This is a genomic window from Deltaproteobacteria bacterium (assembly GCA_016933965.1).
Taxonomy (GTDB): Bacteria; Desulfobacterota; Syntrophia; order Syntrophales; family UBA2210; genus JAFGTS01.
Window position 1 is genome coordinate 1 of sequence record JAFGTS010000048.1, and the last position, 24,317, is coordinate 24,317.

Consider the following 24,317-nt stretch of genomic DNA (forward strand, 5'->3'; position numbering starts at 1 on the left):
GCATGCTTGTATATAGGATAACAGGGGGAACAGAAAATGATGAGCCGCTGAGCACCCAGTCCTTTTGCTTTTTCGATATTCAATCCAACGAACTCTCTGGAAAGGGCCCGGCATTCGGCCATCGCTTCCTCATCTCTTTCTTTGATCGCCGGACGGTAGAGATTATTCCCGCAGCAATATTCTTTTGAGAGAAAGGTATAGGTGACGCCGCCGCGGTCCAGTATGCGGATCAACTTTTGCAGAACCTGAGGCATAGCTCCGATGATCTGGCACCCGGTAATGATCACGTTTTCGGCTCTGCGATCATAGGGTAATTTAAAGGCCTCCAGAACCTCCACACGGTTGGGAAGATTCTCGCTCGTATTTCCGGTAGAACGAATAACATCGACCATATTTTCATCTATAAGCGGATGCATTACTGACCTCCAATTAAGATAAAGCCCTTATTGTCACCCCCGTTCCCTTTGTTCCATTTCAATATACCTGCATACTTTCTTTAACACACAAAACCCCGCTTTCTTTCGAGGAACGGGGTATCCGTAATCAGTCCATAATGACCTCCCATAGGGATTCAAGGGGCACACAGTGTTGACCCGCTTATCAGGCATTTTCATCGTGACGCACGAAAATCAACGTATCAACATCAAAACCCAGACCTTTTGATCTTTTAATGAATGTATCGATTACCTCCCGCGGCACCTTCGGTGTTCTTGCGAGCAACCACAAATATGATGTATCAGGACCTGTGATAAAAGCATATTCGTAACTCTCTTTGTCAAGCTCAAAGATCACATATGAACCATAAAAAGGCCCGAAGAATGAAACCTTAAGGTAGCCCTCATTTTCATTAGTAACAAAGTAAGCTTTGCCTTTTGCCACCTTCCATTCATTCTCTTTTGGTGAGTAGCCACGGTTCACAACAGCAACTCCGCCATCTTCACGCATTGAATAGTCGGCCGTAACCCGTTCAAGCCCGCGCTCAAATGAATGGTCTAATCTTGCTATTTCATACCATTTCCCCAAATAGCGGTTCAGCTCAAATTGCTTCACCGGCGTTACTGTTTCCGGCATCCCCAGACAACCAGCCAATACCAGGGAAGTTAAAAATATCAGTATCATTCTCATGGTTTTCATATCGGTATATATGTAACGACCTGCTTCAACCGCGTGGCACAGCCACGTCGGGGTAAAAGAGATTATGTCTTTTTTTCGTATTGACACAATATTGATATAGGGCATGAATTCCTGCTTAACGTGTTGTGAGAAAACAAGATGCTGTTTATTTGAAAATGATCCCGCTAATCTTCCAGCATATGAGAAAGATGATCACTACCAGGCATACAAAACCTATAAACCCGAAAACTAGATCCATTTATATGCCACCTTTTTCTTTGAATACTACCAGAAGCTCAAGCGGAAGGTAAAGGGAGTGTTTGATGATAACTGACACGATTGGTGTCCCTAAATCGCGGTGATAAAAAATAGCTTTTTCCTGTTTGCCTTGCGACTTCCCTCAATTATGCAGGATTACAATGTGCGATCGGCTGCAAGAGTCAACGGTAGACTTGACCTCTTAGCTTTTGCTTTGCTTCTTTGGTGGCAAGTTTCGATTGACATAGGACAATGTTTTCCCTATACTTTTTCTCCAAATATGTGAGTTTTTATGGGCTCTTTTTTCTCTGTATCACAATAGATCTTGGGAGAAAGGAACAGATATCATGTCTGATAAAAGAAACCTTCGCATCACTTTTTTTATTGCAAGCATCGTGACCGTGTTCATGGTGATACCCCTCATCCCCGGGGGTGTCGGTGCCCATCCCCCTCAAGAGGTCTTGCTATCCTATGACCTGGAGGCCAAGGTCCTCAGTGTTGCCGTCACTCACACCCGATTCTCCGCAGGTCATTACATAGACAAGATCGAAATTATGAAAAACGGCACATCGGTCGCCTCCCATAGTTACACGAATCAGCCTTCCGAAACCTTCTCCTACACATACAAGCTTGATGCCGCGCGGGGCGATGTCATCGAAGTAAAGGCAACATGCAACAAATTCGGCTCTGCTTCAGGAAAAATAACCGTTGAGTAGAGTCCGGCCCTTTTCTTGAAAGATTAGAGGCGTGTGTTGATGTATCCTTTTTATATTCATGTAGCATTCATGGGCACCGGCTTGCTCCTGATGGCTGTGGGGATCTTTGTGGCAAGTTTTCTCCGGAAAAAGCACTGGTGGCTGAGATTTCATCGCCCCGCAGGAATTACGGGAGCGTTTTGCCTCGGCGCCGGCTTTGCAGCGGCAGTCGTCATGGTCTCTCAGGGAGGAGGAGGCCACTTCACGGTTCCTCATGCCTGGCTGGGTCTGACCGCGGTCCTGTTCGCCATGAGCACCCCCGTTCTCGGGCATCTACAGTTCAAAATCCGCTCACAAATTCAGCAACTGCGGCGTTGGCACCGACGAACCGGTTATATCTCCCTGTTTCTGGGCATTCTCACGTTCTTTTCCGGATTAGTGGTAGCGGGATATATTTAATGATCCAGCCGGCGCTGAGCGCACAGACCCCTCTGCTGACAATATATTCCTCACCGGCGGCTTGACCTTATTGTAAATTGCAATCGGCGATCGGCTGCAAGAGTCAACGGTAGACTTGACCCCTTTACCTTACCGATTACTGAAATGTGGCGAAGTTCAGCTTATATTTGCCTTGCTCTGCAAGGAGCAAGTTAAGATCGCATAATCTCTTCAGATCCCGCCGTGCAGTTCTCTCCGATGTTCCTCGGTAAAGAGTTTTGTAAGGTAAGTTGTGTATTAAGTCCTGCAGCACTATCCCGGCATAGGATCCATGCTCGAGCATTGTGTCAATTAAGTCTTTTTGCCTTTGGGTTATTTTTTTTGCATTTCTAAGGAAAGCTGCGAAATCTCTCATAAGCAATATTCTTAGGTGTGATACAACACCTTCCTCTATCTCTTTCAGAGAATCCATTACTCCATCTAATACAAACGTGATGAATGGTGTTACATCGTGATCCTTATTTTTTCTGGCCAAAGAAAAAGACCAGAAGTAGTCGTCCATGTTTCTATAGTAATAGCTAGACAGCATGGTCGGAACCAATTTAATTCCGGACACACGAAGCAGAAAGCCTTCAACGGCTCTGGCTGTTCTGCCATTTCCATCTCCGAAGGGATGGATTAACCCAAGATAGTAATGTGCCAGCGCCGCTCTGACCACCGCATCAAGAGCCATTATTTCCTTGCTGTTGATCCATTTGCAAAATTCTTTCATAAGGTTCTGGATGTCGGGCAGACATTTGGGGGGGGTGTATACCCCACCGTGGTCTCTGTCTCCTACTTTGACCACGTGATTTCGATAAGTTCCAGGCACATTTGCTGCAAATTCTATGCTTTTGGTAATTAATTTATGTTTCTCCCTTATTGATACCTCCGTCAGTTTCACCGGCTGTTCTACAGGCTCTTGTTGTCTTATCGTTTCATAGACCGTCTTTAGATTGATTATTTCCTGCTCCGCCCTTTGTACGGATTTTCTTTTTTCACTTTCCCCGATTATTTTACCCACTTCTTCCTCGGTAAGGGGGTTGCCTTCCAAGGCTGCGGTTCCAAAAATAGATTTCTTGATAATTTCATCATTAAAACGAGTAGACCAATCTGGAAGCATTGGCAAAGAAATGACCGTCTTGTATAGTAACGTCAGACCGTAAACTTTAGAGCCCAGTGCTGTGCGGTCATACTTACTGCTGAATACGAAATTCCCGGATTTGAATGTATGGATCTTTACAATGCTGTTTTCATCCATTTTTATTACCATTTTCTATCAATGTTTCTGTCACTGTTATTGTCACTGTTTTTATCAATGTTATTATGGTATTGAATACATCACATAAAAATATATGTCAATATACTTGTCACATATTTCTGTAAAATAAGTCCTGCCTGCTGCTGTTGCAGGTTTTATGACCTTTGATGATCATGCCATCGACCTGACCTCCGAAAATTGATCAAGACATTAAGTCAGTTTTCTGACATGTGATCGCAAACCCTGCCCCAGCACCTTTTAAAATGCCTCCATGTAGATCTTCAGAATATCCGCCGGATCGTTCACGGGTCGCGCGTTGAACAGATTCGCCGTATCGGCAAGTGCGTGGAACGCGCAGGCAGGCAGGCTTTCCTCGGGGACACCCATTTCGCGAAGCCGGAGAGGATGGCCTATCTCCTTCATCAGTGATTCCACTTCGTCCGCCGCCGCCATTGCCGCATCACGCTCCGACATGCCGGCCGTATTGATCCCCAGTGCCTGCGCGACCAGGGCCAGTTTATCGGCGGCATGGTCGACATTATAGCGCATCACCTTCGGAATGAGAATCCCGCACGCCGCCCCGTGGTGAATGTGGTGCAATGTCCCGACGGTATGCGCCATACCGTGAGCCAGGGCGGTCTGCGCGATCGTGAATGCCCATCCCGCCATGGTGGCGGCTATCTGCATATTGAGACGGGCTTTTTCATTCTTTCCATCCATGGCGACGAGGGGCAGGTTTTCCTTTATGAGACGTATCGCGTGTAACGCCTGTCCGTCACAGATCTGGTTCGACAGAATGCTCGTCATGGCTTCGATGGCGTGGGTCAGCGCGTCCATTGCGGTGTACACCGTCAGGTCTTTGGGCAGCGTCATGGTAAATCGCGGATCGAGAATGGCAACGTTCGGAACTATATACCGGTCCACTATGAAGAGCTTCCGTCCAGCGCTTGCACTGGTCAATACAGCGACCTGGGTCACTTCACTGCCCGTTCCCGATGTCGTCGGTATGGAGATATGAGGGACCTGAGGCTCGGTGAGTGCCAGGAAATTCAGATGGTCGTTCGCCCGGCCTCTGTTTTTCAAGGTCACGCATACCGCTTTGGCCGTATCGATAACACTCCCGCCTCCCACACTGACGATGCAGTCCGCATTGAGTTCCCGGGCCTTCGCCGTTGCGGCGTCCGCTGATCCAAGATCAGGGTCCGACGGGATCGCGTCGTAGGTGCCGACGCAATGATCGACCAGAGCATTTTCCACCATCCGGGCCAACCCGGCCCCGGCAACCCCCGGATCGGTCATGATCATCGCCCGGCGGCATCCCAGTTCCGCGACGGCTTTGTATATCGCGCTCAGGCTCCCATGGCCCGCCACGACATTGGTCGGGCAATTGTAGGAAAAACCATCCACCCGCTTATTATCCGACATGATCTGGAAGGTCATATTGGATCGGTGGTCGGCGAGGGCGTTCACATGTATCCTCTTGACCTGGGTATATTCATGTAATCCGGCAAGCCCCAGTTCGCGTCCCACCCCTGACTGCTTATAGCCGCCAAAGGGACAGAAATCGGCGAAGATGTGGTAATTGTTGATCCACATGGTCCCGGTCTTCACTTCACGGGCGATCCGCTCCGCCCTGGCGTGGTTTCCGGAAAACACGCCGCCTCCAAGGCCGTAGATGGAGTCGTTGGCGATGGCGATTGCCTCTTCATCACTATCATATTTAATAACGCAGACCACGGGGCCGAAGATCTCTTCCCGGGCGATGCGCATTTTGTTGTCCACGTTCGCGAAGATGGTGGGCGCGTAATAATACCCTCCGCTGATCCCCGGGACCTCGACACGCGTGCCGCCGGTGATCAGTTCCGCACCTTCCTCCTTCCCCAGCTTTACATACCGTTCAATGGTGGCCAGTTGTTCCCTGCTGACAAGGGGTCCCAACTGGGCCGACGGGTCCAGCTGATAGCCGATACGGAGCGATTCCGCTCGCTTTTTCATCTTTTCAAGGAACTCTTCATAGATCTTCGATGAGACCAGGACACGGGTGCCTGACTCACATATCTGTCCCTGGTGAAAGAAGGTCCCAAACACCGCGCCTTCCACGGCCAGGTCCATATCGGCATCATCGAGAATGATGTTGGCCGACTTGCCGCCCAGCTCGAGCGTTACCTTCTTTACGGTTCCGGACGCCATTTTCATTATCTCACGTCCTACCTCGGTACTCCCGGTGAAGCTGATCTTGTCAACATCCGGGTGGGTGCACAGGATGTTCCCCAATTCCCCTCCGGGGCCGGCAAGAACATTGATCACCCCTTTCGGTATGCCGGCAGCCTGCGCTGCTTCAGCAATAATGAGGGCTGAGAGAGGGGTGTAGGTAGCCGGTTTCAGAACCATGGTATTCCCCATGCTGATCGCCGACGCGATCTTCCAGAACGCCTGGCTCATGGGGAAGTTCCAGGGGATGATGCTGACACAGACCCCTATGGGTTCCCGGCGGATGAACTCGCGGCCCGGCGCGAATACATTGCCGGAGACGGGGATCTCTTCCTCCCAGGGAAATTTCGTAGCCGCGAGAAGGCTGAGGTTTCGCAGGACTCCTACGCCGAGCAGCGGTCCGAACTTGGCAAGTGATATGATCTGGCCCGAATCCATACTTTCCGTCGCGGCCAGACGGATACCCTGCTGTGCCACCTGGTCGGCAAAATCCTGTATCTTCGCCATACGCGCCGACGGGGACAATCCGCTCCACACTCCACTGTCGAAGGTTTCCCGGGCAGCGGCGATCGCCGCTTTTGCCTCGGCTTCGCCGGCCTGCGCGACCTCCGCGAAAGGCAGCTCGGTACCCGGGTCTATCGATTCAAAGGTCTTCCCACTCTCTGCGTCAACAAAATCACCATCAATAAATAATTTATAGCGTTCCATTGAGATCCAACCCTCCCTGCCGGATTCTGTTTACACTGCCTGACCTGTGAATATCATTTTGAGAACACTATCACATGTGAACCGAAGACGGTGAAAAAACCATTTCACCCGGTGACGGCACACGTATATTTCCTGCCTCCGTGCAGGCATCACCAGGTAATGTATAAGTATTGCGTCCCCAGATTTTCTTCAGCTACCAAGAGCCAACGGTAGACTTGACCCCTTCAGGATAATGTTCTCCAGAGGGATAGTGCGCTGTCGGCGGCCATCTCTGTTCCGACACCCCTTCCCCCGGTATCGGCGCCTACCAGAAACAGTCCCTCCACGGGGGTCTGATTTTTCGGCCGGTTCCTGCCGACCTGATGCCGATTCTGCGCGAGGCCGACAACCTCCCCAGTTCTCCGTCCGGATATCTGGGCTATATACCGGGTATTGGTCCGCATCTTCCATATCACGTGACGTTCGATATCGGGGAAGATGTCAATCATCGTGTTCTCTATGCGGTTGATAACCTCTTCACAGATCCTGTCTTCCGCTTCGGGATCTTCCAGCCCCTGGGGAGCCAGGGAGGCAACCAGGACCATCTGGCAACCCGGCGGTGCCAGGGAAGGATCGACCGCTGAAGGTACCGGAATGAATACCGCCGCCTGCCGCTCTGCCGCTCTTGCATCGGTCATGTCCGGGTAATGGAAGATGATATGGGGTTTGACAACCTCGGCGTCAAGCGCGTATTTGACGCTCACCCCCCCATAGGAAAGACGAAGATTGTCCACCATCTTCACATAATCGTCCGGGAAATACCGGCGCCCCACAAGGTCCACCGTTTCCTTGATCCCGGTGTTGCTGATCACCATGTCTGCGGCGATGAATCCATCGGCCTCGACCCCTTTGACCCGTCCCCCTTCAACGACGATACCCTCGACCGGCGATGAATAGCGAACCTCCCCCCCTGCATCCACCATTGCCTTCAGATACGACAGGGGAACAGCCCGCATCCCCCCGAGCGGGTATGAGAGGCTCTTCTCACGTATGTGGGTGGATAGGCATATGATGAACTCTCCGGCGGAAGACTGGCGCGGACCGATAACCATGTATATTCCCGTGAAGGCCTCGATCAGTCCGAAAAATCTCTCGTCCGGGGTAAATCGCAGAACATGGTCGGCAAGGGAAACACCGTCAAGCTCTTCCAGTTCGCCGGGGGTTCTTTCACGCATTACATCCGTTACAAATGACCATGCCCCGGAGATATGTTCGGGGAGCACCCCCATCTCGGAAAAAAACGATTTCATGGAACGTTCATCATCCATATCGACGGGGAGCGTACCGGATCGCCCCCCCATATTGAACTGTATCCCTTCATCGATCGAGCGGAACGCTACCTCCGCGCCGACCTCCCGGGCTATCTCTCCCAGCGGTCCCCGCGCTCCCCTTGCGAGCCAGTGCACGCCCGAATCGTAGACGAACCCTTCACGATCGAAGCTCGCAGCCTTTCCACCGGGAAAGGGGTTGCGCTCAAGCACCAGGACGTCAGCACCTTCTTTCGCCAGGAGGGCGGACACACCGGAACCGCCGATCCCCGTCCCCACAACGATCACTTTTTTACCCTTGAGAAATCCAGCCACCGCGCACCTCCCGTATTGCCCTGCATCACTTTGTGAGAAGAACCGGACACCCCGCTGAAGGGAGGATCATGGAACTTCCTTCTCCATTTTTTTCATCTCCAGGTCTCTCAATTCCCGTCTGAGAACCTTGCCGACCGACGATTTGGGAAGGGCGTCTATGAACTCGTATATCTTCGGCACCTTGTAGGCGGCAAGATTCTCCCTGCAGTACGTGTTGAGTTCCTCTTCGGTGAGGGCCTCTCCCGGTTTGACGACCACAAAGGCCTTTACGGTCTCCCCCCGGTACTTGTCCGGCACGCCCACGGCGCAGGCTTCCAGGACCTTCGGATGCTCAAAGAGGACCTCGTCTATATCCCTTGGATAGATGTTATAACCCCCGGCAATGATCATGTCCTTCTTCCGGTCGACGATATAGATATATCCATCTTCATCTATCTTTCCAATATCACCGGTATGGAACCAGCCGTTTCTCTTTGCTTTCGCCGTCTCTTCCGGCATGTTGTAATAGCCCTGACACATCTGGGGACCACGGAAGATGATCTCCCCCTCTTCACCCACCGGGACCTCTTTCTCCCCCGTCTCCAGGTCAACGATCTTCATGTCCGTATTGGGGAGCGGCACACCGGCACTCCCTATCTTTTGCGTGCCTTTCCATGGGGTCAGGGTGATAAGGCCCGTTGACTCGGTCATGCCGTAAGCCTCCACGATAGTGGCACCGGTGGCCTTTTTCAGGTCGTTTATGGTCTCGATCGCAAGGGGAGCCGCTGCGGAAAAGAAGCCTTTGACGAAAGAGAGGTCCGCCTTTTTGAACTCCGGTAGACCCAGAAGCCCCACATAGATCGTGGGAACAGCCGGTATGACGGTTGTTTTATACTTGATCATCATGTCCAGCACTGCCCGGGGTTCGGGCCGGGGAACCAGAACATCCGTCCATCCCATTTTTACAGTAAATATCATGACGGCAACAATGCCCGCCAGGTGAAAGAAGGGGAATACTGCAAGCTCTCTCTCATAAGAACCTTTCATCTCCCCGAACCAGGCCTCCATTATCTGGTTCTTGCACGTGGTGTTCCGGTGGGTAAGAACAACCCCCTTGGATATGCCGGTGGTCCCACCGGTGTATGGGATAAAGGCAATATCGTCCAGAGCAGGAGTTGCGCCCTTGAATTCAGGGGATGCATGCTTCATCAGATCGAGGAATTGATCGTAGCCCGGAGCCTTCTCGTATTTCACATACATCCCCTTCTTGATGAGAGGAAAGAGTTGCTTTACAGGAAATGGAAGGTAGTCGTTTATATGGCAGGTGATTATCTGTTTGAGTTTTGTCTTCGGCCTGAGAGCAAGCATCCGGGGTGCAAGGAGGTCCAGGGTCACCAGAATGGTGGAGCCGGAATCGTTGAGCTGATATTCAAGCTCCCGGTCGGTGTTCAAGGGATTATTGGGTACCGCAATGGCCCCCATTCGCCAGATCCCGTAAAAGGCGATCACGATCTGGGGGATATTCGGGAGGAGCAGAGCAACCCTGTCGCCTCGTTTTACACCCAGGGAAATGAGGACGTTCGCGAAGCGGTTGACCAATCGCTCAAGCTCGCCATAGGATATTTCTTTTCCCATGAAGAGGATCGCCGACCGCTCCGGATATTTCTCTGCTGTCCTGGTAAGGATCTCCGGCATGGTGATATCCTCGAATTCGACGGATCTCGGCACCCCGGCCACATAGGATGCATGCCATCGTCGATCACCGATCCCATTAAGATCACTACTGTTCTCTGTATTCTTCATATTTTTGCCCTCCTGCTGGGTTCAAAAACACAATAATAAGAGAAGTTCGTTATGTTACCAAAGGCCCGGACAGAGGTTGCCCGATCATAGCCGGCATATGCTTCGTTATCGAGAAACAGTTATCACATTCCTCTGGTACTGCGACACATGGAGCGCCTCAATAAAACATCTTGTGACAGGATATATAGGATGATGTCGTCAGACTGCTATTAGTATTGATAAGAATGGATAAAAGTATAGGAATAACCCCCCTCATGTGTCAAGGGCTATTCCTGGGGTATGCGGAGTGACGCGTGCCTAATGCAGGATACCGACAAATACCCCCTCGGCCAACGGAAGCGCCGTATCATAACGGCATATTGTGCGGAGGTATATCCCGGTCATTTTTTTAAAATCCCCCTTGATCCCCCTTTGCCAAAGGGGGAATTTAAGGAACGCTTACTATCACACGTTTCATGATGTAAATGTTGTTACTTTGTCACTTCATCGTTCTGTCGCTTTGTCGCTCTGTCACTTTGTCACTTTGTCACTCCGCCGCCGGCCGCTCCAGGCCCCGCACCACCTGCGACCGTATCAGCCGCGGCAGCATCAGGTGATGCCGCGGACAGATCGACCGCGGATTCTGATAGGCCCCGCCCGCAAAGGCAACCATGTAATCCCGTATCTTCTCGAACCGCACGATCTCGTCCACCATCCCCGTCTTCGCACAAAAGACGGGCCGGGAACTCTCCTGATAATGCTTCACCATCTCGTTCATCTTCTCGATCACCGGCTCCAGGGAACGACCCGCATCCTTCTCCTTCACCAGCCGCCGGGCATAACTCGCCGAAGCCGCCGTCTCACCGTGCATGACGTAGATCTCCGTGGCCGGCGTCCCCAACGTAAAGGCATTGTGATTGTTCGCCGTGGGACCCCCCATCACATAGTGCGCCGCCGCGGTCCCCTTGCGCAGGACAACCAGCATCATGGGAACACCCGTCTGCTCGATCGAGTAGATCAATGACTGACCCAGACCCAAAAGCTCCGCCTTCTCGGCAATGTCCCCCACGTCGATCCCCGTGGTGTCCTGAAACCAGATGACCGGGATCCGGTCCCGACCGCATTGGGTCACGAACTCGTTCATCTTGATGAGCCCCTGCCGGTACAGCTTGCCGCCCACCCCGTTATAGGCGTTCGTATACTCCGGATAGTTCGGCAGCAACCCCTGCCGGTTCCCGATCACCCCCACCAGAAACCCGTCGATCATCACCAGCCCCGTATACACCTCCGGCCCGAACCCCGGGCGGAACTCCAGGTGCTCCGAGCTGTCCACCAGCCGCGCCAGGACATTGTCAAAATCGTAGCCCTTCTTCTGGTTCATCTCCACTAGACAGGCGATCTCCGCCGGATCGTGCTTCGGCGGCGCCGGCTCGGCCAGACGGAAAAACCCCGGGTCATAGGCGGGGATCTTCCCCATATATTCCCGCAGGGCATCCAGCACGTCCGTCTCCTCCTCGAAGACGGCACGGAAAAACCCCGTCTCGTCATAGTGGATCTCCACCCGTCCCGGGGGCTTCTGCTTGAAGCGCCGCGTCGCCTCGATCAACTGCTCCGCCCCCTCCTGGTCAAAGAACCCTTTGGGACTCATGCCGCTCACGATACCCCCGCCGCCCACGGCAATGTTGCAGTCCCTGTGGGCCAGCAGGATCGTGGGGCTGACCCCCTGGTAGCCGCCGCCGGCCGGATTCGTCCCGTAGATCCCCGCCAATACCGGAATGCCCAGCTTCTCCAGCTCGGCGTGACGGAAAAAACAGGTCCCCTGGCCCCGCCGGTTCGCGTACATCTTCTCCTGCTCCGGCAACTTCACCCCGGAACAGTTCACCAGCCACACCAGAGGCAGGTTCATGATCTTCGCAATGTCCGTCACCCGCAGATTGTTCTCCGGCTGCCCCGCGATCCAGGCCCCGGCGATCCACTTGTTGTTGAACCCGATCAGCATGCACCACCGGCCGTTGATCCGCGCCAGGCCGTCCACCACCCCCGTGCTGCCCGACTCCTCATGCTCGGGATCAAAGATCGTGTGCAAGGGACAAAACGTGCCCGGGTCCACCAGGTACTCGATCCGCTCCCAGACCGTCATCTGCCCCCGCTCGTGCACCTTCTCCACGGGGATCCCCACGTTCCTTATCCGCTCCCCCTCGGCCTCGATGCCGGCAATTACTTCTTCCACCTTCGCCACGTTCTCCGACATCCGCTCCCGCTGACGGTCACGCAACGGCTTGCCGAAGGGCTCCATCTTGATATAGGGTATCATCTCTCATCTCCTCACTCCCTACCGGCTCTTCTACCGGTTTACCTTTCCGATGCCCGGCTGGTCCCGGGCAATGATGAACATGCAGATGTCCGCAGAACCTTCACTTGGGATCCCGCGCATACTCTTCACATACGAAGCATAGCGCAGGTGTCCGGAAAGACACCATCCGACACGGCACGATCACGCCCGCCGGGAACACAGTGGTTTCTGTGGAAACACCAGATGACAAACAAATACGTTTTCGTCCCTGCTCGTCTACCTTTCTCTTTCTTCGAAATCCTTGAGGGATTCCTGTCGCTCCTTTGTTGAAACACAGGCCAGGCATGCCTCAACTTCATACTCCATAAGCGCCTCCAGACTCACCTCACCGCGTGCCATATTGAGGCCCTTCTTTATCATCCTGATGGAGAATGCGGAATTGGCCGCCATCTTCTTTGCCATTTCCATCGTTTCATCCATCAATCGATCGAGGGGGACTGCCTTGTTAACCAGACCGATGCGCTCGGCCTCCTTTCCATCGACATATTCGGCCGTGAAGAGAAGTTCCTTGGCCTTTCCCGGCCCTATCAGGTCCTGCACAAGCCTCATGGCACCCCCTGTAACGGAAGAGGTCACCCTGGCCTCGGGGGAACCTATCTTTGCCTCCTCCGCGGCGATCCTGACATCGCAGGCAAGTCCCAGTTCATAACCCGAACCAAGGGCGTAACCGTTAATGGCAGCTATCGTCGGCTTCTCAAATCGTATGACCTTCCGTGATGCCTCCTGCAGCTCGATAAGGTAGTCGCGGTAGGCCTCGATGGTCCTATCCTTTGAGTCCTTGAGGTCCGCCCCCGTGGAAAAGGCCCTCCCCTCACCGGTAATGATCAGCACCTTGACCTCGGGATCATCCCCGGCGTCCTTCAGGGCAACCTGGAACTCGACCCACAGTTGCTTGTTCATGGCATTCAAAACCTTGGGCCGGTTCAACTTGATGGTGGCGATACCATCTCCCTTTTCATAGATGATGCATTCGAAATCCATATCTTCACCTCTCATCAATATTTGTTGTATTTCATGAATGATCTCATGCGATCAATATCCTGGAATCCACGATCGACAGCCCTTTCTCATGGACGATCACGGGATTGAGGTCCACCTCGCTGATCTCCGGATTATCGATCACGATCCCGGACAGTTTCGAAAGAACCTCCTTTATTGCCTCAATGTCCTTCGGCTTTTCCCCCCTCACACCGGTCAGGATCCTGTATCCCTTTATCTCCTTGATCATTTCGTCGATATCTTCATCGGCGAGCGGGGCCACCCGAAATGAAACATCTTTCAACACCTCTACAAAGATCCCTCCCAGGCCGAACATGATGACCGGACCGAACTGGGCATCCCTGACCATGCCGATGATGCATTCCTGACCGGGAGGAACCATCGGCGACAGCAGTACCCCGACGATCTTGTCGCGGGTCGTCACTTTTTCAGCGTTCCTGGCGATCTCATCAAACGCCGCCTGAACCTCATCGGCGTTCGAGAGATTGAGCCTGATCCCGCCCGCATCCGACTTGTGAATGATGTCAGGGCTGACGATCTTCATGGCCAGCGGATAGCCCAACCTGTCCGCTGCTTCCATCGCCTCCGCCGCGGTCTTTGCCAGCACCGCATCCGGCAGGGAGACGCCATATCCGGCGAGAAGTTCTCTCGATTCCGTTTCAAGCAGGTTATGCCGCGATTCCTTCGTGACCTTTGAAAACAGCGCTTTGATCTCAGGCCGCTCAGTGACCGTTCCTTCGGGCAGGCGCATGTTCCGGATCTTTTTCTGCACGACGGCGAAACGCATGAGGGCACTCATGCACTGCGCGGCCCTGTCGGAAGATTCGATAACGGGGATCCCGGCCTCTTTTAGTATGTCGAGAGCCGCGATGGGATCCCTGGCGTAGCTCGTGTTGACAATGAGCGGCTTCTGATACGTCCTGACCAGATCGACAAGCTCCCACGCCGTCTGTTCCTCCAGCTCAGCAATGTGGGGAGCGATAATATCGAAGAACCCGCCGAAGAAGCCCGTTATCAGTATTCCATCAACCTCATCAGCTTCCATGCAGGCCTTGACGCATTCGGTGATGACATGGGGGTTTTCCTCCGCCGTTCCGCCATAATCAATGGGATTGTGAGCGGGCATCCCCGCGAGCAGAACGGGAAGTATCTTTTCCTGCGTTTCCTTGCTGAGGACAGGGACCTGCATACCATACTTTTCGGCATTGTCCGCCGCGATGGAATTGTCACCGCCACCCTCTGACATGATGACCACCCTGTCACCCTTCGGAAGCGGACATTTGGAAAACACGTTTCCCATGTCGATCATTTCATCCGGATTGGACACTCTCACGATACCCGCCTGTCTGAAAGCGGCGTCCACGATCGCATCATCACCGGCCAATGAACCTGTGTGAGAAGCGGTGGCCCGTGCCCCCGCACTCGATTTTCCGACCTTGAGGGCGATGATCGGTTTGGTTCTTGCCGCTTCCCGGGCGACCCTGACCAGTTCGTTCCCCCCTCGAATGCCTTCAAGATAGGTTGCGATGACCTTTGTATCGGGATCGTCCTTCAGGTAGGTGACATATTCATCCAATTTGACCCCGATGGCGTTGCCGACATTGATCATCTTGTTGAAACCGCACCCCTTCATGTTCGCAAAGTGTGTCAATGAATCGATCACATTGCCGCTCTGTGTGAGAATGGAGATCGCGCCCTTATTGATGGTGGGGATCCCAAGCATATTGATGTTCGCCGAGGCATTGAACATCCCGCTGCAGTTCGGACCGATGACGTAGGCCCCCGTCTTTGCCGCCTCACTCAGGATCTCCGCTTCTATCCGTTTCCCTTCTTCGCCTGATTCTCCGAGGCCCGCCGTGATAATGATGATACCCTTCGCACCCATTTTGATGCTGTCGGCAACGGCTGAGGAAACAAATTTCGGGGCGACGACCACCATTACCAGATCAACCTCCGTGGGTATCTCCGTTATGCTGTGATATGCCTTCATCCCGAAAAGCTCATCGCGTTTCGGGTTAATAAGGTAAATATCTCCTGTGTAGCCTGCCTTGATAAGACTTCTGGTCCTCCGTTCGGCCGCCTTTCCCGGAACCTCCGATGCCCCGATCACGGCGATCGAGCCGGGATTAAAAACCTTTTCCAATGATCTTTTCATACCGTCACCCCCTTGGTTGATATTACTCATTACGGGTAATTCCTATGCAACAGCTGTGGTAGCCGTCATCCTTTTTTTTCTTATCCATTGTGATCCGTATGCCACGGCAAACAGGACTATCCCTATGCCGTCGGTAAGGAGACCGGGCTTTATCATCAGAAACGCTACGGCCAGGAATAGAATGACCTCGTACCATTTTGCCCTGATGATCATGCAGGCTTGAACACCGGCCGCGAGACAGACGATCCCGAAAGCCGCCGTCAGAAAGCTCATCAGAATGGCCCACGGGCTTCCGATCATGAGCAACTCCGGCGCATACACGAACATGAAGGGAATGATGAAACCTGCTATCCCGAGTTGAAATGCGTTGAGCCCCGTCTTCCAGGGATCTGATTTTGCGATCCCCGCTCCGGCGTAAGCGGCCAGGGCGACCGGTGGAGTGATGTCGGCCCTCGTGCCGAAATAGAGGACGAAGAGATGGGCGGCGATGGGGATCACTCCCATCTGCGCAAGGGCCGGAGCGACCAGGGACGAAATGATGATGTACTGGGCGGTCGTGGGAACTCCCATGCCAAGAAAGATACAGGCGATCATGGTGAAGGGCAGGGCCAGGTAGAGATGCCCCATGGCCGCGTCAACAACGAGGGATGAAAACCTTATCCCCAGCCCTGACATCGTGATGCAGCCTATGATGATGCCCGCCGCGGCACAGGCGGCTGCCACTTCAACCGCTCCCGTGGCACCTTCCTCCATACCTTCCAGGATCAATAATCCAAATTTTTTGAGAGACTTTCTCTTGATGACATTCATTATGAAAGACGACACGACCGTCGCGGTGATGGCCCAGAACACGGCCCTCTCAGGGGAATAATTGCCCATGAGAAAATAGATGAGAAGAAAGATGGAAAACACGTGATGCCATCCTTCGGCAAAGGCCTTTCTGATCTTCGGCAGGTCCGCTCTCGGCAGTCCGGTGAGATTCAATGACACGGCCCTGAAGTGCACCTGCATGAAGGTTGAGAAGAAGGCAAGCGTCGCGGGTATCGCCGCGGCGACACATACTTTGAAGTAGGGAATGGACAAAAACTCGGCCATGATGAAAGCGGCGGCACCCATGATGGGGGGCATGATCTGCCCCATGGTCGATGATGACGCCTCGACCCCCGCGGCAAAATATCCCGGGTATCCCGTTCGTTTCATAAGGGGTATCGTGAAAGACCCGGTCGTCACCGTGTTCGCCACGGAACTCCCGGATATCATCCCGAAAAAGGTACTTGAAGCAACGGCTGCTTTTGCCGGTCCTCCCCGCGACCAGCCTGTCAGCGCGAAGGCTACATCGGTGAAGAATTGTCCCGCTCCCGTCTTCCGCAACAGGGCCCCATAGAGGATGAACAGGAGAATGAAGTTCGCCGAGACGCCGAGGGGAACACCGAACACCCCGTCCGTGGAAAGGGCAAGATAGGTGGACACTCTCTTGATGCTGTATCCCCGATGGGAAAGGACGTCGGGCAGATAGGGACCGAACAGTGCGTAGCAGATAAAAATGATCGCGATAAGCGGGACGGCGGGCCCCGTCGACCGCCGTGAAGCTTCCAGCACCAGCAGTATGAGGACGGACCCCATAACGACATCGATGGTCAGAAACGTACCTGCCCGGTTGAGTATGGGCACGGAATAAATAAATATCCACGAACAGATGCCGACGGAAACGATCAGATAAAGCCAGTCGAGAACCGACATCCTGTGTCTTGGGGACCGTTTCTTTGCAAAAGGATAGAGGGCAAAGATGAGGATCGACATCAAAAGCCAGTGTATCACCCGGTGATCAAGGGCGAAGAAGGGATGAAGGTAGGCATACACCAGATGGTAGCATGACGTCGCGATAGCGATAACAGTGATCGCCAGACCCGCGAGACCCTTATATGTCCTTTTCTTCTCAAACTCCTCCAGCAGTTCCTGCGCGGCACTCTCCGCGCTGCTGATCTCCTCCTCAAGGGTGTGATCTATATAGGCTCTTTTTTTCTCTTCCATGGTCACTCTTTCCCCCCCTCTTTCACCAGGCGGATCCATACCGAATCCCCACCATCCGCTATTGAAAGCAAAGGAATGCTTGTATCCTTGTATGTAATAACGTGTCCCGCCACCCGCCCCACACGAAGCAGGAACCGGGGACATTTCCGGTTCAGCAGGACCCGCGTTTTATCTCCGGAAAAGGAAACCTTCGCCCCATCGTTCGTGAGGGACTCCAGTCCCGAGCCGTACCAGTCAAAATCCTCCTCAACAAGAACGATCCCTCCCTCATCCATTCGAAAGATGTCATGAACCGGTGTGTGATCGGAAGAATGGATATAATCGATATAAAAGAGGTCCCCCCTTTCCACCTGAAACTCCAGCAGGATCGCATTTCCGGGCTGCTCAACCACCTGAAGACGGAGATCGGCGTTCTCCCCCGCGAAGGCAGAGATACAAACCACCTGGATCAAGAAGAACACAATGGATATAATTCTCACGCACATGGTTACGGGTGCCCGGCCGGTCATGAAACCGGCCGGGCTCACTAATCTTATTTCATCGCTTCCTTGAAATATTTCATCGCACCCGGGTGAAGCGGTATCGGGCTGTTGACCGCGTTCGCCGGCGTCAACTGAGCGGCGATCGGATGAATGTTGATAAGGGCGTATTTGCCCTCGTGCACGTTTGTGTAGATGGCCTTGGTGACCTTATAGGCAATGTCATCGGGCATGTTCTCGTTGGCGATCATCACGTTGGAATCACCGATGCAGAGAACGTCATACTCAACATCATCATAGGTCCCTTTGGGGATGGTCACCTGCAGGTAGTATGGATTCGCCTTGACAACCTTGTCGGCAAGCTCTTTGCTGACGGGAACCAGAACAAGGTCCCTGGTGGCGGCAATGTCCATCACGGCAGACCCGGGATAGGCAAAATTAAAGAAACAGGCGTCGACAATGCCGTCCTTCAGAGCCTGGACGGATTCCGACTGAGAGAGGTTGGCAAGCGTCAGGTCCTTCTCAAGGTCGAAGCCGGCCGCTTCCAGAATTGCCTTGGCCATGGTCGAACAACCGCTCCCCGGAACGTCGATCGATACTTTCTTCCCTTTCAGGTCCGCAAGGGTCTTGATCCCCGATTGTGCGGTGGTCACAATGTGCTCCGGGGCCGGGTACATCTGGAACAGAGCCACAATGGGGAATTTCCTCTCAAATGGTTCCTGTCCGTTCATGGCCTTGTAAGCAACGCTCCCCATGACCATTCCCATGTCGGTATCGCCGATACCCACCAGGCGGCTGTTCTCAACGGAGGCACCCGTCGATTCGGCCGCGCACCTGATGCCGTCCACCGTTTTCTGCACTACAACGGACATCCCACCGCCAAGGGGATAATAGACACCCCCCGGACTTCCTGTACCGATGGTGAGAAATTTCGTCTCAGCAACGGCCGGACCAGCGACGGCCATACACATAACCATGGAAAACACCAGAATCGCGTACAATACTCTTTTCATGTTGACCTCCTTACTTTTGGATCATGTTTTCTTTCTAAAATCATACAGGCTGTAAACAGCAAGCCCCCTTACTTTTACCTCCCTTCTTACGTATTCTTTCCTGAAAAATTCGTGCTTCATACTGTGCCGGCTATTGCGTTCCCGGATAATTGAAGAACATGATGGAACAGCGGGATCCTTCCGAAAGTTCTTTTCCGGGTGATCGTCACAGACCCTCTCTTGTTCTATATTTATGCCTTTATATCGGACACTTACATCGCATGCCCCCGTCACGTATACGAATACCTCTCCAATGTTCTTCAATTTTCAAAGAACCATCTCAACAGCCACGCATGTTTAACGCTGCAATTTTCAGTTCCGACAGAATAGACTGATCTTTAAGATATAATTTCAGGCACCGTTTTTCTCATGTGTCGTCCAGTAGATCTCTTTCTTCTTCCACAGAGTTTCCCGTTTTTTCAGTGCCTTCAATGTTTCCTGGGGATTTTGAATGCTCAGTGCCGTAAGAAGCGCATTGATCAGACTCATAACTGCGGTATAGGATTCTATAAATGATTCCAGCCGATGTTTTACAGGAAGCACCCAGTGCGCATGATCCGCAAGAGGAGAAAACAGCGAATCGGTGATTGCCCCGACCCTGGCCCCCTGCTCTCTCGCATATGCCAGGGCCTCTATCGTGGTCCGGGGATAGCGCGGAAAGCTGATACCTATCACCAGATCTCCCTCCCCAACTTCGTGGAAGGAATCCCAGATATCTCCAATCTCCGGTTTCAACAGATATATTCCCTCCCGTAAAAAACCGAGGTATCGTGCAAGCACGACCGCCGTTGAATGACTTCCCTTTAATCCGATGACGAATATCTTCCGGGCAGCTGCCATTTCCGTAACCGCCTGATGGAAGGTTTCGATCGACAGGGACTTGAGCGTTTGGGTCAGATTCCGGATATCTTCCTGCATGACCTTGACAAGGACCTCTTCATCCGTCTTGGCATGCTTAACGGTCTGCTTCAGCCGCGCGTCGGTGGAGAGACGATTCTGGAAATTCTCCCGCAACATTTTCTGCATCCCCCGGTAACCGTCAAATCCGAGGGCCTGGGCAAGTCGCACGATGGTCGCCTCGCTGACACCAATGCGCCGCGATAAGCTCGAAGCCGTCAGGAAAATGGTCTCGTCATAATTTTCAGTAATGTATTTCAGCGCCTGTTGTTGAGCCGCGGTAAGGTCATTTCTTTTCTCTGCAAGAAACGAATCGAACGGCATGATGAAAGATATCCTTCATTCTATTTTAAAAATGAAATTTTTTCTTCCATTTGTGTTCCATACAATCAGCATCTACCCCTGTCAAGAAAAAAATTCCCCCCAAAGGGGTCAAGTCTACCGTTGACCCTTGCCTGGTTATATTGCAGCCGGCCGCTGCCGTGGCGAGGCATGGATCTCTTTTAAGCGGTCATTGAAACGGTATTGGGGGGTTGGAGATCAGGGTTGTCTGCCGCCGTTCTCGATGAGGGCCCTGACCGGTTCAAGGCCATAGGGCGTCCCCTGCTCGATCGCCTTGAGGACCGTGCCGCCGCCGGTAAAGAAATAATACTGGGAATCATCCATGACCGAAAGGTACAGACCGGGGTTGAGGTCCTTGAACTCCTGGAGGGTGTCCCCGCCCCCATAGAGCTTGCGCGCCTTCTTGTTGCGGTCTATCTTCCGGTCCATCACAGTGGAGCCCTCGGTGAAAAACGGGGTATACCCCATGACGGCGTTGACGAATATCGTACGTGCCGAATTGATCGTATCGGAAACACGGGGATCGTCAAATGATTCACCGGCGATATCGAGAATGAAGCCGAGTTTCATCCCCTTCTTCAGTTCCTTTATGCTGCGAACCCTGAAATGACCGTCGAGTTTACCCTCCATGGTGTCCGATTCATACACATAGGGAAGTTCAAGGATCTTCCTGTCACGGGCATCTATGGCGACGAGGTCTGCCGCGGCATCGATATCCTGCTCAGATACTCCCACTATGGAAACACCGTACCTGGCACACAGGTAAGTATTATAAATGACGCCGCCGAGAATGAGCGTATCGACCTTTTTGTAAATTTCGCTCAGCGGCCCGATCTTTGTATTATATTTTGCGCCGGCCACGACGGAAACAAACGGCCGCTCCGGCTTAAGCACCTTATCAAGGTTCTGGATCTCACGCTGCATCAGAAAACCCGCGAAGGAGGGAAGGTAGCGGGTAATGTTGAAGGTGGAAGCATGGGGCTGCCATGAACCGAAGGCATCATTCACGAATATCTCCGCGAGGCCCGCAAGCTGCCGGGTAAAGGCATCCCGTTCCTCGGACGGTGCCTCTTCCCCCCGGAACCACCGTGTGTTCGGAAGGTAGATCGCGTCGATCTTCTTCTCTCTCAGATCCTTGATGGCAAGATTTATCGACGTATCGATCCCCGCGATACCCCCGTCCTTATCCTCGCTGAAACGGGGGACATGGATTTTCAGGTGCAGCTTATGTTCGAGATAGCCGACGATCGGGTCCACCGATGTCGATTCGCTCATAGTGATCTTTTTCGTCTGTTCATCCCGTGGCCTGCCGACGTGGGTCATGAGGATGGGCCTGCCGCCCCTGGCGACCACATTGAAGATGGTACCGATGGTCTGGTCTATCCTGAAAGGATCCTGGATCCTGCCTTTTTTAACCACATTATGGTCAACCCTGATGAGAACGACCTTATTTTCAAGGCCGGCATCCTGAAGAAGGGGCAGCTTCGGATCAGCCGCCGGTTTCGCGGTTGCTGTTGAAGAATTTTTATCCATACGTTTTCTCATCCTTCCGCGTCAAAGAGGTCGCACCTGCATTTGTGACGCATATTATGGTATATTGCAAGGCCCGACCACATGTTTTTTCCACGTAATGCGTGACAGAATGTATCGAAACGAGATATATAAGGATGGTACTGCATAAAACAACAGGGAGAGATCGACTATGAAGGTAATGGCCATTGACAGCAGCCCCCGTGCAGCGGGTCAAAGCAAGACAAGATTGCTGATGGGCGCTCTGGTGGGAGGAATGCGGGAAGCCGGAGCGGAAGTAATCGAAGTGGAGCTTCGTAAAAAGAAGATCAACAGGTGTATTGGCTGTTTTACCTGCTGGACCAAGACACCGGGCGTATGCGTTCACAAAGACGACATGACCCGTGAGCTGTTTCCCCAGTGGCTTGAATCGGACCTGGTGGTGTACGGAACACCGTTGTACCATTTTCTTATGAATGCGGAACTCAAGGTGTTCATCGAACGGACCCTCCCGATATTGCAGCCTTTCTTCGCGGAACTGGATGAGAAGACCACCCATCCGCTGCGACGCCGGCATCCCCGGTTGGTCATGCTGTCCGTGGCGGGCTTTCCGGAGGATTCGGTTTTTGATCAGCTTTCAAGCTGGTTCAATTCCGTATACGGCAGACTGGGCTACGTGGCGGCGGAAATTTATCGCCCGAACGCGGAAGCCATGACCACACCTTTTGCCAGGGACAGGGCGAAAAGCATCCTGGAAGCGACACGACAGGCCGGCCGGGAGCTCGTTCAGGAAGGTAAGATACGTCCCGAAACCATGGCCGAGGTCCTTCAGCCGGTCACCGATGACGACAAGGGCTTTTTCCAGATCGGCAATCTCATGTGGAAAACCTGCATTACTGAAGGTATCACCCCCCAGGAGTTCACGGAACGGGGCATGCTTCCCCGTCCGGACTCCCTGGAAACCTTCCTGACCATCATGGCCATGGGATTCAAACCGGAGGCGGCGGAAGGCATGCAGGCCGCCATGCAGTTCGTTTTTTCCGGCGATGTATCGGGAACATGCCACATAACCATCATGGACCGGAGCATCAAGACCGGAGTGGGGGCCCTGGACAGGCCTGACATTACGATCACCTCACCCTTCCCGGTCTGGATGGATATCATCGCCGGAAAGCTCGACGGCACGCAGGCATTCATGGATAAACAATACACGGTGGAGGGTGATGCGTCGATCCTGATGAAAATGAACGATCTTTTTGGAAGATAAAAATAAAGGGGTCAAATCTACATTTGACTCATATGCCGTAGGACGGAGTTATCTTGACAAAGTGTGTAAGGACCTTTTCGAGTCAAAACTTCTCCTGTGTTCTATGAACGAGCCTGTTGCGCTTGTATGGCAGCTTTTCTCCCGTAATGTTCGATCAAGAACATGCAAAATGTCTCAGGTAACGATTATCGGCTACATCTGCAAGTCCTTCAAATTGCCTTATTGCTCAGAACACCGCTTCCACATGTAATCTTTTCTTAATGTACACTCGATGAGCATCCCATATCCATTTTATAGTCACTAAAATTCTCCTTGCATTAGATATTTATTTATTGTTTATTCAAACTTAGTTATCACATTGTTATGTTTATTCATTCAAACGTTCTATCTTGCGATGTGCCGATGAGGTAAAAGGGTTTATTCATGCCACGGTTCCATTATGGTCTGGATGACCCGTTCGGCTTTCCCGTTGGTGTTAAGTTTCCGTACCCTGTTGAAATCCTGTTCGATACTCTTTGCTTTGCGTAACCACATAAAAGCATGATGCGCGGGAGTACCCCGATACTCCTTGCCGTTGTCGGTGTAATACTGCTCAATGATACTCTCGCGCCGGATAAATCAATTTCTTCCGCTCCTCATAGTAGGCGTGGTAGGTCTCCTTCCACTGCATAGGTGTCAGACGGGTATGCTTGTGAATGACCATCCGGATCCTCATTCTGAAATCTTGATCTCTCTCTTACAGGAAATCCCGAAAACGTAAACAACGCTAACGTATCCTGCAGATAAAGTCTTAACTATACGTAATGAAGCGCAGTAGTTTGTCTAATAAAGAGGGGGAAGTATTATGAAGAGAACGACTGCACGTCTCTACCATGTTGCAGGTATCGTCTGTCTCCTGTTCATATTTTCCGGACTTTCAGGAATGACCGTCGCAAAGGCGGGTGAGTGGACGTGGCAGAATCCCATTGCTCAGGGAAACGATCTTGTTAGCGTCTGGGGCACCTCGGGGAGCGATGTCTTTGCCGTGGGGTATGGCGGCACGATCCTTCGCTACGACGGGAGCGCCTGGTCACCGATGACAAGCGGAACCACTCAAACCCTCTGGGGTGTCTGGGGCACCACGGGGA

The 24,317-nt window shown here is 52.7% G+C and carries 18 protein-coding genes; 4 read left to right on the forward strand and 14 right to left on the reverse strand.

Translation table 11 applies throughout. The annotated features are described in order from the left end of the window. The coding region (locus JXO48_11920; GenBank protein MBN2284588.1) for a hypothetical protein at positions 1 to 416 on the reverse strand (416 nt) is incomplete at its 3' end. A gap of 184 nt (positions 417 to 600) precedes the next feature. Continuing rightward, positions 601 to 1,125 carry a lipocalin family protein gene (locus JXO48_11925; protein MBN2284589.1) on the reverse strand — a complete coding sequence of 175 codons (525 nt, stop codon included), beginning with the start codon at positions 1,123 to 1,125 and terminating at the stop codon, positions 601 to 603. A 593-nt stretch (positions 1,126 to 1,718) separates the two neighbouring features. Here JXO48_11925 and JXO48_11930 point away from each other — a divergent pair. Further along, on the forward strand, positions 1,719 to 2,087 hold the full coding sequence (locus JXO48_11930; GenBank protein MBN2284590.1) for a hypothetical protein: 369 nt from the start codon (positions 1,719 to 1,721) through the stop codon (positions 2,085 to 2,087). Positions 2,088 to 2,156: 69 nt separating this feature from the next. Next, positions 2,157 to 2,525, forward strand: coding sequence for a hypothetical protein (locus tag JXO48_11935; GenBank protein MBN2284591.1), 369 nt, complete (start codon positions 2,157 to 2,159; stop codon positions 2,523 to 2,525). A 136-nt stretch (positions 2,526 to 2,661) separates the two neighbouring features. On the opposite strand, the gene JXO48_11940 is transcribed toward JXO48_11935, so the two are convergent. From JXO48_11940 to JXO48_11995, 12 genes are all read right to left on the reverse strand, one after another. Beyond that, complete coding sequence (locus JXO48_11940) at positions 2,662 to 3,804, reverse strand: Fic family protein (GenBank protein ID MBN2284592.1); 1,143 nt, start codon at positions 3,802 to 3,804, stop codon at positions 2,662 to 2,664. 258 nt (positions 3,805 to 4,062) lie between these two features. After that, positions 4,063 to 6,723 carry an aldehyde dehydrogenase family protein gene (locus JXO48_11945; protein ID MBN2284593.1) on the reverse strand — a complete coding sequence of 887 codons (2,661 nt, stop codon included), beginning with the start codon at positions 6,721 to 6,723 and terminating at the stop codon, positions 4,063 to 4,065. A gap of 224 nt (positions 6,724 to 6,947) precedes the next feature. After that, positions 6,948 to 8,345 (reverse strand): NAD(P)/FAD-dependent oxidoreductase, encoded by a 1,398-nt coding sequence (locus tag JXO48_11950; protein ID MBN2284594.1) that lies wholly within the window; start codon positions 8,343 to 8,345, stop codon positions 6,948 to 6,950. A gap of 66 nt (positions 8,346 to 8,411) precedes the next feature. After that, positions 8,412 to 10,127, reverse strand: a complete 1,716-nt coding sequence (locus JXO48_11955) for a long-chain fatty acid--CoA ligase (protein MBN2284595.1) — start codon at positions 10,125 to 10,127, stop codon at positions 8,412 to 8,414. Positions 10,128 to 10,653: 526 nt separating this feature from the next. Continuing rightward, entirely contained in the window at positions 10,654 to 12,420 is a 1,767-nt protein-coding gene (locus JXO48_11960) for a glutaconyl-CoA decarboxylase subunit alpha (GenBank protein ID MBN2284596.1), read from the reverse strand. A 255-nt stretch (positions 12,421 to 12,675) separates the two neighbouring features. After that, positions 12,676 to 13,440 (reverse strand): enoyl-CoA hydratase/isomerase family protein, encoded by a 765-nt coding sequence (locus tag JXO48_11965; GenBank protein MBN2284597.1) that lies wholly within the window; start codon positions 13,438 to 13,440, stop codon positions 12,676 to 12,678. Positions 13,441 to 13,483: 43 nt separating this feature from the next. Then, positions 13,484 to 15,613, reverse strand: a complete 2,130-nt coding sequence (locus JXO48_11970) for an acetate--CoA ligase family protein (protein ID MBN2284598.1) — start codon at positions 15,611 to 15,613, stop codon at positions 13,484 to 13,486. 42 nt (positions 15,614 to 15,655) lie between these two features. Beyond that, positions 15,656 to 17,644 (reverse strand): TRAP transporter permease, encoded by a 1,989-nt coding sequence (locus JXO48_11975; GenBank protein MBN2284599.1) that lies wholly within the window; start codon positions 17,642 to 17,644, stop codon positions 15,656 to 15,658. Positions 17,645 to 17,646: 2 nt separating this feature from the next. Next, positions 17,647 to 18,129, reverse strand: coding sequence for a DUF1850 domain-containing protein (locus tag JXO48_11980; GenBank protein MBN2284600.1), 483 nt, complete (start codon positions 18,127 to 18,129; stop codon positions 17,647 to 17,649). Positions 18,130 to 18,176: 47 nt separating this feature from the next. After that, complete coding sequence (locus JXO48_11985; protein MBN2284601.1) at positions 18,177 to 19,136, reverse strand: TAXI family TRAP transporter solute-binding subunit; 960 nt, start codon at positions 19,134 to 19,136, stop codon at positions 18,177 to 18,179. A gap of 390 nt (positions 19,137 to 19,526) precedes the next feature. Continuing rightward, positions 19,527 to 20,396: a MurR/RpiR family transcriptional regulator gene (locus JXO48_11990; protein ID MBN2284602.1), complete on the reverse strand. Its 870-nt coding sequence runs from the start codon at positions 20,394 to 20,396 to the stop codon at positions 19,527 to 19,529. Between the two features lie 216 nt (positions 20,397 to 20,612). Further along, positions 20,613 to 21,947 carry a phosphoglycerate kinase gene (locus JXO48_11995; GenBank protein ID MBN2284603.1) on the reverse strand — a complete coding sequence of 445 codons (1,335 nt, stop codon included), beginning with the start codon at positions 21,945 to 21,947 and terminating at the stop codon, positions 20,613 to 20,615. Between the two features lie 169 nt (positions 21,948 to 22,116). Between JXO48_11995 and JXO48_12000 the strand changes: the two genes are divergently transcribed. Then, a complete protein-coding gene (locus JXO48_12000) occupies positions 22,117 to 23,190 on the forward strand; it encodes an NAD(P)H-dependent oxidoreductase (GenBank protein ID MBN2284604.1) in 1,074 nt (357 codons plus the stop codon). A gap of 844 nt (positions 23,191 to 24,034) precedes the next feature. Then, the coding region (locus tag JXO48_12005) for a WD40 repeat domain-containing protein (protein ID MBN2284605.1) at positions 24,035 to 24,317 on the forward strand (283 nt) is incomplete at its 3' end.

Coding starts and splice junctions, on each gene's coding strand:
- JXO48_11925 (MBN2284589.1), bottom strand. CDS start 1,125: ATGAGAATGATACTGATATTTTTAACTTCCCTGGTATTGGCTGGTTGT.
- JXO48_11930 (MBN2284590.1), top strand. CDS start 1,719: ATGTCTGATAAAAGAAACCTTCGCATCACTTTTTTTATTGCAAGCATC.
- JXO48_11935 (MBN2284591.1), top strand. CDS start 2,157: ATGGGCACCGGCTTGCTCCTGATGGCTGTGGGGATCTTTGTGGCAAGT.
- JXO48_11940 (MBN2284592.1), bottom strand. CDS start 3,804: ATGGATGAAAACAGCATTGTAAAGATCCATACATTCAAATCCGGGAAT.
- JXO48_11945 (MBN2284593.1), bottom strand. CDS start 6,723: ATGGAACGCTATAAATTATTTATTGATGGTGATTTTGTTGACGCAGAG.
- JXO48_11955 (MBN2284595.1), bottom strand. CDS start 10,127: ATGAAGAATACAGAGAACAGTAGTGATCTTAATGGGATCGGTGATCGA.
- JXO48_11960 (MBN2284596.1), bottom strand. CDS start 12,420: ATGATACCCTATATCAAGATGGAGCCCTTCGGCAAGCCGTTGCGTGAC.
- JXO48_11965 (MBN2284597.1), bottom strand. CDS start 13,440: ATGGATTTCGAATGCATCATCTATGAAAAGGGAGATGGTATCGCCACC.
- JXO48_11970 (MBN2284598.1), bottom strand. CDS start 15,613: ATGAAAAGATCATTGGAAAAGGTTTTTAATCCCGGCTCGATCGCCGTG.
- JXO48_11975 (MBN2284599.1), bottom strand. CDS start 17,644: ATGGAAGAGAAAAAAAGAGCCTATATAGATCACACCCTTGAGGAGGAG.
- JXO48_11980 (MBN2284600.1), bottom strand. CDS start 18,129: ATGTGCGTGAGAATTATATCCATTGTGTTCTTCTTGATCCAGGTGGTT.
- JXO48_11985 (MBN2284601.1), bottom strand. CDS start 19,136: ATGAAAAGAGTATTGTACGCGATTCTGGTGTTTTCCATGGTTATGTGT.
- JXO48_11990 (MBN2284602.1), bottom strand. CDS start 20,396: ATGCCGTTCGATTCGTTTCTTGCAGAGAAAAGAAATGACCTTACCGCG.
- JXO48_11995 (MBN2284603.1), bottom strand. CDS start 21,947: ATGGATAAAAATTCTTCAACAGCAACCGCGAAACCGGCGGCTGATCCG.
- JXO48_12000 (MBN2284604.1), top strand. CDS start 22,117: ATGAAGGTAATGGCCATTGACAGCAGCCCCCGTGCAGCGGGTCAAAGC.